The sequence below is a fragment of the Gracilimonas sp. genome, assembly GCF_035704785.1.
Taxonomy (GTDB): domain Bacteria; phylum Bacteroidota; class Rhodothermia; order Balneolales; family Balneolaceae; genus Gracilimonas.
In genome coordinates, this window is record NZ_DASSWP010000089.1 from 1 (window position 1) to 9697 (window position 9697).

The 9697-nt window shown below is 41.4% G+C and carries 8 protein-coding genes; 2 read left to right on the forward strand and 6 right to left on the reverse strand.

Annotated elements, in window-relative coordinates:
• Nucleotides 1-238: 238 nt before the first annotated feature.
• The 4 genes from VFM80_RS05070 to VFM80_RS05085 form a co-directional block, all read right to left on the reverse strand.
• A complete protein-coding gene (locus VFM80_RS05070; protein WP_395070204.1) occupies nt 239-958 on the reverse strand; it encodes a hypothetical protein in 720 nt (239 codons plus the stop codon).
• A 188-nt stretch (nt 959-1146) separates the two neighbouring features.
• Nucleotides 1147-2931, reverse strand: coding sequence for a hypothetical protein (locus VFM80_RS05075; RefSeq protein ID WP_395070206.1), 1785 nt, complete (start codon nt 2929-2931; stop codon nt 1147-1149).
• A 504-nt stretch (nt 2932-3435) separates the two neighbouring features.
• The gene (locus tag VFM80_RS05080) at nt 3436-3834 is read right to left on the reverse strand and encodes a hypothetical protein (RefSeq protein WP_395070208.1); all 399 of its coding nucleotides are present in this window, start codon (nt 3832-3834) and stop codon (nt 3436-3438) included.
• Between the two features lie 88 nt (nt 3835-3922).
• Entirely contained in the window at nt 3923-4201 is a 279-nt protein-coding gene (locus VFM80_RS05085) for a GlsB/YeaQ/YmgE family stress response membrane protein (protein ID WP_395070210.1), read from the reverse strand.
• Nucleotides 4202-4332: 131 nt separating this feature from the next.
• Between VFM80_RS05085 and VFM80_RS05090 the strand changes: the two genes are divergently transcribed.
• Both VFM80_RS05090 and VFM80_RS05095 read left to right on the forward strand, forming a co-directional pair.
• Nucleotides 4333-5643 (forward strand): dipeptidase, encoded by a 1311-nt coding sequence (locus VFM80_RS05090; RefSeq protein ID WP_395070212.1) that lies wholly within the window; start codon nt 4333-4335, stop codon nt 5641-5643.
• A 210-nt stretch (nt 5644-5853) separates the two neighbouring features.
• Nucleotides 5854-6345, forward strand: coding sequence for a GNAT family N-acetyltransferase (locus tag VFM80_RS05095; protein ID WP_395070214.1), 492 nt, complete (start codon nt 5854-5856; stop codon nt 6343-6345).
• 188 nt (nt 6346-6533) lie between these two features.
• Here the strand turns inward: VFM80_RS05095 and VFM80_RS05100 are convergent, their stop codons facing one another.
• Together VFM80_RS05100 and VFM80_RS05105 are read right to left on the reverse strand one after the other, a co-directional pair.
• Nucleotides 6534-8018, reverse strand: a complete 1485-nt coding sequence (locus VFM80_RS05100; RefSeq protein ID WP_395070216.1) for a M56 family metallopeptidase — start codon at nt 8016-8018, stop codon at nt 6534-6536.
• Between the two features lie 56 nt (nt 8019-8074).
• Entirely contained in the window at nt 8075-9190 is a 1116-nt protein-coding gene (locus VFM80_RS05105) for a M56 family metallopeptidase (RefSeq protein WP_395070218.1), read from the reverse strand.
• Nucleotides 9191-9697: the final 507 nt, after the last annotated feature.

Sequence of the window (9697 nt, forward strand, 5' to 3'; positions counted from 1 at the left end):
ACCACCTCAATGTCTCCATTATCCCTCTGGATTGGAAAAGCTACATGATAGACCGTGTTGCACATCTTGATCTGTGCAAGTATACCTTTGTCGAATCGGGTGTACTTGGCTGCTTTATCAAAGTTAATATTTACCTGTTCATAGAATTTATAGGTGGACATATTCCTTTTCTCCTTTCTAGTTTTAAGCGTGACTGATGGTCGTAATTATCTTACACAGATACAAGGAAAAGCCGTGTTTAATACGAAGGTGGAAGGGCAACGTGAAGATGATCAGCCGTTCCAATATGCCGGATAGTCTTAAACCCCATGATTTTGAAGGAAGAACGAAGTAGAAAATTTCGAACTTCATTATGCCCGATGGTTCTGAGGTCTATGGCGTGTACGTAGCCTGAAGACTGGGTAAAATGAAGGGATCGTTCATTTAAAGGGATTCCCATTGCGGCATAATCTGCGGGAGCTCTTTGAATATCGGTTATCACAAGGTCACCATCAGCTAAAGTTGTGGTGGCTATGGCTACCCTGAGGATGGGGTGCATGGAGCGATATACCTGCCTCACCTCATCGCTTTTGGCATTTACTGAGGAGAGGTACATCACCCCGTAAAAACAGAAAGCGAATACGAGTGTACCAAGTCCTGCCAGACTGAATTTGAGAAGTAATTTTTTATTTGAGGTTCTCCTGAAAAGAAAAAGCACATAGAGCAGGAGCAACATAACCGTAGCAAAAATTCCTCCGCTTAAAGCCAGCCAGCCATTCCACCCAAAAGAAAGATTCAGAAAAATGGATGTTCTTATGAGAATGAAGAAGGGTAAAATTCCAAGTCCCCCAATCAGTAATGCCCAAAATAAAACCTGTAGCCACTTCTTTTTTGCAGCAGATGGTTCCGAGCCCTGAAGTGCATCCGTTTTGTTTAAGTTGAGTAGCCAATCGATATCTTTTTGGGAGATCTTATCCATATCAGCTTCAACGTAAAAGAAGGAAGCGTGTTACGCTGCAGTAAGATCTTCGCAACAAAGAGCAGAAACCCTGGAGAATAAGATCGTGAACGAAACTTCAGCAATTCAACCAAGTCTTGTATCAAGTCGTTTGATCACCATCGTTATAATTTTCACCGCGTTTACATAAGATTCAGGACTGATTTTTTTTAGAGATCAATCCCTACACTAACTCCAGGGACGAATGGTGCCACAATGTAATCGATTTCGCTTTCGGTGTCGCTTGTGCGCAGCTGATATGCCACAAGTTTATTTTCCCTGAATAATCCTAAACTATTACCAATACTGAGCCCCATATTTACCGGGCCAAAACGCTTTGTCAGCCCAAAGTTTAGCAACAGAAGCCCCCCAAGATCGGCGTACACCTGGTCTTCCAGCGACTGTGTGCGCGAACTGTATATCTGAGTATCCACCATTAATCCATATCCGTCAGTTGCATATTCTGCCCTGAAACCACCCATAAATGGTGTCGGGCCGGGCATTTGCTGAATCTGGTCATTCACATCAAGCTTCATCAAACGCACTCTTGTACTCATACGGAGTGTGAGTGCCCGGTGCTCCCACCAGAAGGTGCGTTGCACCGAACTGCCAAATACAGCTCCTCTGATTTCAGCAGGCTGATCATACCAAGACAGTGCCACACTTTGTACTTTTACATCACTCGTAATTTGCCATTTTTTTGTTGAATAACCGGAATGTATTGAAGCATACTGTGTGGTAATTGGTTTTGTAAAGTTTGTAGCATCGCGAAAATTTCCGCTCATGCCCTTGCTGATTATGGGATCATACAGGTGAGCAGCATTTACCGTGAGCATGAAATTATTCGTTGGTGAGTACAAAAACTGAACACTTGCAGAGGGGGAAATTTGATTGTCGTGGTGATCTGTCCGCCCGTTAACTGTAACATAAAAATTATCAGCCAGTGGTTGTTTGCGTGTTAGTATTATTTGAGTATCAAGAAACCTCGTAGTTGTATCTAAGAGTGTACGTTCCATGTCGTGATACAGAACGGCAAGTGATGTTCTGTTTCCATTCACCCCGAATTTATAACTGTGTACAAGTAATTTTTCCTTGCCACCGTGCAGCTCTTTATAAACCTCATCTTTTTTAGTGCGGACATTTGCGTGTTGTTGTCCATAGCCTGCTTCAAGAGTGAACGGCCCGATATCCTGTGTTGCTGTAGCAAACCCGGCGTACATCCGGGAAGTATTCTGAAAAAGTTTAACATCAAACAGCTCTTCAAATTCATTATTACTAGATAAAAATTGTCCCATTACTTCCAGTTTTGTTCGTTGGGTTTTAAACCTTGTAGCGACAAGTCCTGAAGTAGTTTGGGCATATGCATCAAGTTCTTCAATGTAATCTTCCAGCAATATTGGTGATGTATGTTCGGCAACAAGTGCTGCTGAGAATTTTTTGTTTTCTCCCCCCGCTAAACTTGCACCCAGGTGGAGAGGGTTGAGAGTAATATTTTTTATAGTTTTATATGTGGGCCTGAGTGTTATAACAGCATCCGGACCACTCAGGGCGGCAGTCGGTTCAGATAGTGCAAGATCAATACCACTGTAAGGTATTGAGGGTGTAAGGGCATGATTTTGTGTTTGCTTGGTAAGAATTGGAATGCCATTTGCCATGTAAAAGGTAATAAGACCCGGCAGGTCCCGTTCAAGATTAGCTGTTACACCGGGTATAGTTGTAGTCAATTCACTTTCAGCGATGAGTTTATGAGCCGGATTGCCATGGGCAAGTGTTATTCTGTTCCTGTTTATTGATTGTGGAATTATATCACGTGGTGTCACATTCAGATCGTCCATTACCAAATGATAAGTAACATTCGTACTGTCTTTTGAAGTGCCTGTGACTGGTTTCTTCTGTGCAAATGCATACGAATTTACAAGAAATAGAAAACTGGCTACAAGGATTTTAAATGGCATAACTACAGATCTCTCCTGATGATAATCAGCTATTTCTTTGCACAGTATTTAGTAAAATACGTCTGCGTTAGTAGCTGTAAAATTTCTCTCTTAACTTAAATTTTTGAGTCTTATTCCAAAGAGTCCTTGATAACAATAAGCTGATTTATAAATTTCTTTTTGCCTTTTTACGACTCCGTCTTTAACTGATTTAAAAGATTCGATTAATTGCAAAAAAATGCATTACAATTACCAAAAACATTGTTACATAAGTTACAGAGGCTTTCAGTGTGAGAGGTAATCCGGCAAGGCAGTACCGGAGTGGGCAACGGTTCAAACCCTACAACAAATCAACACTGGGTCCTTCTGTTTAAGCAGTCAGTTCGTAGTTTTGGAAATGCAAAAAAGCCCGGAATTGTAATTGTCAGCCTGATGTGTATTCGTATTGTTTAAATTGAGCAGACAACCAATGTCTTTTGGGGAGATCTTATTCAAACCAGCTTCAAGGTATAAGAAGGAATCGAGTTACACGCTACGGTAAGATCTTCGCAACAAAAAGGGGAAGCTCTGGAGAATGACGATCAATACTATAACAATGGGAATGATCTCATATGAATTCTGCTGAATGGCCGGTCCTAAACCCAGGAGATGATAGCTAAACAAAAAACCGGAAGTGAACAGCGTGAAACCGTAGGCCCAAGTTGCTCTGGTCCAAAGAGAAAAGCTGCTTACAATTGAGGCGAAACCTGCAATAATAGATACGGCAATAGAAAGGGCGGGCAAGTCACTTTGCTGAAACTCAAATAGATTCCCCGAAAATTGACCACTTTGAATAGAAAAGGCGAGCTTCACGAATAGATATAATCCGATAGCGAGAAAAAATAATTGCAGGAAGAGATGGACTCTACGGTCTTTAACAGTCATTCATAAACTAATTTAGAGTTTTTGTTTTCTCATTAATCCTTATTCAAAACTCTAAACTTTGTTCCCCTTATTCTCAAACAAATTTACTTCATTTTAAAGGTTTATCTGTTTTAGTTTCTGTGAATATTGGCTTCTTCTGGCGAAAGACATTCACGGTAAATAATATTCCAACTGCTCCTACCGCTGCATAGAAAGCGGCTCCAGCTAATCCTAAAATATGCACGATCGCTGTTCCGGCTACGGCACCCAAAACACCAAATGCGAGACTTGGTAACATAGTAACACCTCGCTCTTTAGTAATGATTCGACTGAGCCATCCGATGACTAATCCAATGGTGATATAAGCTAAAATATTCATTAAGGTCATAATGGATCCTGTTATGTTAATATGTATTAAAGTAATGGTATGTAGGGTGTTTACGTTCCTAAAAGACGCACAACTTTGCTGAAATTCATATAGATTAAAGGCCTAATCATTAACAAGATCTACTATACATTATGAAATCACTTCTTCTCTCTTCGTTACTGTCTTTAGCTTTGCTTGTGGGATGTGCCCCGGGTGAGCAGGAAATTTTTGACAAAGCCCTGGATATTCATGAGCGTGTGATCACGCTGGATACACACGTCGATATAAACGTGAATAATTTTACCGAGGAAACGAATTACACACAGCGACTGGATACGCAAGTCGACCTCGTGAAAATGAATGAAGGCGGCCTGGATGTGGCCTGGCTGATCGTTTATACCGGGCAGGACACTCTTAGTGAAGAGGGCTATGCAGATGCCTATGAAAACGCGATCAGCAAGTTTGAGGCTATTCACCGATTAACCGAAGAAATTGCACCCGACCAAATTGAGCTGGCAACCACTTCTGAAGAAGTGCGTCGTATTGTAGCGGAAGGTAAAAAAGTAGCTATGATCGGAGTTGAAAATGCCTATCCCGTGGGAGAAGACCTTTCCCGTATTGAGGAGTTTTACAACCGTGGAGCACGGTATATGTCACTTACTCATAACGGTCACAGTCAGTTTGGTGATTCCAACACCGGAGAAGAAGATGACGAATGGTTGCACGGTGGTTTAAGTGATCTTGGACGTGAAGCAATAGCAGAAATGAATCGAGTTGGAATTATGATCGATATTTCACACCCTGCCAAAACAACCAATATGGAAACGATGGAGTTGTCAAAAGCTCCGGTCATTGCTTCTCATTCAGCTGCACGTGCCATGTATGACCATAGCCGAAACCTGAGTAATGAAGAATTACTGAAGCTGAAAGAAACGGGCGGAGTGGTTCAAACCGTTGCTTTTAGGGGCTATATAGATGGTGAAAAGCATGCGGCCTGGCAGGAAGCTTCGCGCGCAGTTCTGGAAGAAGAAGCCGGAAAATTAGGATTAGAATTGGTGGGCTGGAACGAAATCCGTGAGATGAGCGCCGAAGAACGTGATGAATACATGGACATGTACAACACCGTTCAGGATAATGCTGAAGTGAGAATTGAATCAGAAGTTAATGTGAACACACCTCCCGTAAGTGTGGCTGATTTTGTGGATCATATCGATTATATGGTAGATCTGATCGGCATTGAGCATGTGGGAATCAGTTCTGATTTTGACGGTGGTGGCGGTGTTTATAATTGGATGGATGCTTCAGAAACCTTCAACGTGACCCATGAGCTGGTGAAACGCGGCTATACCGAGGAAGAGATCGAAATGCTTTGGAGTGGAAACCTGCTTCGGGTTCTGGATGAAGTGCAGGCTGTGGCTGAAGAACTTCAAAGTAATGAAGTGATCGAGCCGGCAAACTCCTAAATCCGGCTTAAAGGTAAGTTTTTTCTCGTGCCGGCGCTTTGTGTCGGCACGATTTTTTTGATTGTTAGTTAAGTCTTGGAACAAAATAATTTAGCTGATGTTAACATAATGCTAAGAAAAGTTAGAAAAGGATTATAAACTTTAAGCCCTCGCTTAATATTCTTAACTTATAGCCCTAATTACATCAAGACTAATTCAAATCAAGAAAGAGTGATTGCACAAGCAGACGTCGCTACTGATGTCAAGATTTTAAAAGCCGATTTAAATAATCCTAAACACGCCTCAGATATTGTTAAGATAGTCGACCTCTTTGCGAGAGATCCTATGGGGCAGGATCAGGCGCTGGACGAAGAAGTCCGCGTTGATATGATCGCAGAGATGAAGAAAGTACCCACTACCATGACCTACATCGCCTACGCCGGCGAAAAGGCCTTGGGTATTGTAACCTGTTTTGTGGGTTTTTCGACCTTCACGGCAAGCAAAGTGTTCAAAATTCACGATGTAGCGGTACATCCCGATGCCCGCGGCATGGGAATTGGAACCATGATGCTGGAAACCATCGAGAAAGAAGCACGTGAAATGGGCTGCTCTAAAGTTACCCTGGAAGTTCGGGAAGACAATCCGGCCCAACGATTATATGAAAAGCAGGATTTCGAGTACGGCGATCCCAAATGGTATTTCATGACGAAAGACCTGAATTGAATATCGAATAGAGAATATTCAACATTGAATGTTGAAGTGAAGCCTCTTCTTAGCGGAAGGGGCTTTTTTTATGCGGAAATTTTTGATCTATAAGTGAATTGCAAAACAGTAATCTTGAAACGTCCGCAGGGCCTTTAAGTGTTACGGGTGCAGACTTCGAGGTCTTGAAGCCGCTCGAAGGTTTTTCTTTACTTAATTTTCTCTACCAATTTTCCATCCTCATATCGTTCCTGTTCAATAATCTCACCCTCTTCATCATACAGCGTCATCAAACCATGATATTTCATTCCCTTTTTATAAGTCATTTCAAATTTAAGCTGACCATTCTGGTGCCACTGTTTGATATAGCCAAGACTGTCTTCTGATTCTGGAGTTTGCCATTCTTCAATCAATAACCCATCTTCATTGTAATGTTTAGTGGCCCAAAATTTATCTTCTACATAACCGAACTCATATTTCCCCATTAAACTTCCATCTTTATGGTAGGCAGTGGTGCTTGTGGTAATTCCATCTACATAAATCGTTTCACTGAACAGGCTGTCATTTACCACATATCTGTATTGCTGGGTTCCGGTAAAGGGAGTTCCTGATTTATCAAACTTAATCATCGGCCCATCTTTTAAGAGGCCTAATTCTTCCGCCCGGTCATTGTCGAAGTATAAATCAACAGTTGAGTACAATGCATCATTATTGTCGGTAATCTTACGCGAATAATCATTCTCATTTTTATTTGTACAGAACATTAATGTTGTGGCCATGAGTATTGGAAGCAACAACATTCTTTTGGAAAAGGACCGAAGAGGAGAAGTATTCTTGATCATCATTTTGAATCGCTTTTTGGTGGATGGATAATTAAAGCTGCTGCTGAAGCTTAACCCGGATGAACGGCTTACCATTTTCAGTATGAGTTTCTGATATCCCCCAACGTCTTTGGAGTTAGATATGACGTTATCATCAGCAATGAATTCATGATTGAGCTGAATGGCTGATTTGTAGAAATAGAATACTGGGTTGAACCAAAACACGATCTTCAGCACCTCAATAAAAAGTACATCCAGCGTGTGGAGCTGACGTGCGTGGGTTAATTCGTACTCAAGGATGGTTTCAGAGATCTCACCTGTTTCAAAATCTTCTTTACTGATGAAGATCCGGGAAAAAACAGTAAATGGAGAAATTGAATGGTCGGTAAGAAAGATCTTCGTGCCTTTATACACTGTGGTCTCGTAATCTGATAAAGAAGAAAAGAGAGTTCGAAGTCCAATGCCTAATCGTAATCCCCAAAAACCCAAACCCAGGAAATAAAGCCCCATCAAAATATCCGATAAGGATATGGTGTTTTCATTTTTGATCTCGGCTGCAACCGGCTTTTCACTTTGTTCGGCATTAGCAGTTGAGGTAAGGTCGGTATCTGTAGAACTATCACTTGACTCAGTTTGCATTACCGGCAACTCATTTTCGGCAACCAAAGGTTGAAAACTTTCATACTCCACTCGTGGCACGGAATTAAAGATATTGATATCAACACTTACCAAGGGAGCAGTCAGCCCAAAGATCAACGCACCGATCAGGAAAAACCGATTGAATTGATAGGCTTTTTCTCCTTCCAGAAGAAGTTTATAAGCTCCCAGCAACAGGAGCAGAATAAGGGTCGATTCAACTAAATAAGCGATCATTATTGTATCTTTTTAATTTCTTGTTCTACATTTGAAAAATAAATCATTAGCTGGCATCAATTTTTGTCCGGCGGTACGACAGATAGTTTACCGGGATACATTTGCCGGATTATCTCTCTTTCTGAACTATTCTCTTCAAGCTTTGAAAAAGCAATGCCAAATTGATTTTGAGCAGCCTCATCTCTTAGTTCACTATATGCTGCTTTAATTTCTTGCAACAATTCAAGATACTGATCATATGGTGTCTCAGGTAAAGTTTTAATAACAACAATGGCCTCGCGAGGATCTGCGCTGCTGTTACCCACAAACTGTTTAATATTTTCTCTTACCTCATTCAATGTTGCCGGTTCTAGATTCATTAGGAGCTTTCCCTGATCGTTCATCAAAATCTGCATCAGATTTCGAGCTTCTACCGGAGCCTCAGGTGCAGTTGCAGCGGGTGGTAATATCAGGACACTGCTATCATTACTTTTTTTGGAAGAGTAATTAATCCTAAATGCCTCATGTTTTCGCAGGATGCTTTGAACATCCGTTACAACTCCAAATTCGGCATCAGGACTGACTTCCATCCTGACCACCCCGGGACTTTCTGGCATTTCTGACAAAAGACTCTCCAATTCATCTAACGTCATCCGGTTTTTATTCACGATCAGTGCATTGTCTTCCAGAATTTCAATGCTAATTTCATCGGCTGATTCAATATCCGGTAAAATTTCATTCGATGTCGGTTCACATCCCAGCATCAGCGACAGCCCTGCAAAGAGTGGCACCAGCATCGCAAGTTTTACCTGAAACTTCACTTTTGTTTTGGATTGAGTCATCATTTGTAATCTCCGTTTGGTTGATGAAAAATTGAAGCTGCTTGCCAAACTGTGTATGGTATTTCCCTCCATTGTTTTGAGCAGCATGCGTTGATAATCTTTTATGATAGTGCCTTTAGATAGTACGGCCTCATCAGCAAGGTATTCGTGATTGAGTGCAATAGCGTTTCTGTAGAGATAGAGCAGAGGGTTGAACCAAAAGATTGCTTTTAAAAACTCCACAAAGAGAATGTCCAGCGAATGTTTCTGCCGAACGTGAGTAAACTCGTGATTGAGCACCTCTTCAGAAATTTGTCCACTTTCGAACTGTTTTTTGTTGAGGAAAACGGTATTGAGAAACGTATGTGGCATCACTTTTTCCTTTAACAGTACTAGTCTACAATCTTGCGTGAACCGTTTTGAATTTCTTCTGATCTTTAACTGAATTCTATGAATGATCTGCATTAACCTGATAAGCAGCAGAACTGATATCGAAACGTAGAGGAGAAAAACGATTATAAAGAGCGTCTCGCTCGAAATTGCGGCAGAATTATTTTCTACTGCCATTGTCTGAACTTCTGAGGGCAACCTCAAGTTTTCTAAGTTTTGATAGCTTGAGGCAGATACTGTTTCCCCGGAAGAGAAAAGTGCAGACCACGGAATCTCTAACGGTGCCAGCCCCACTGGGATCATCGGAATAATGAATGAGAAAACAAGACTCCAGAGAAGAAATATCCGGTTAAAGATAAATCGCTTTTCCTTCTCAAGAAGAATCCGGTACACGAATAGCAAAAGTGCCAAACTTATAGACGAGTAGAAGAAATAAGCAATCATTTATTCCTCCTCTTTATTTCTTGTTCAACGATATCCTGTAGCTCC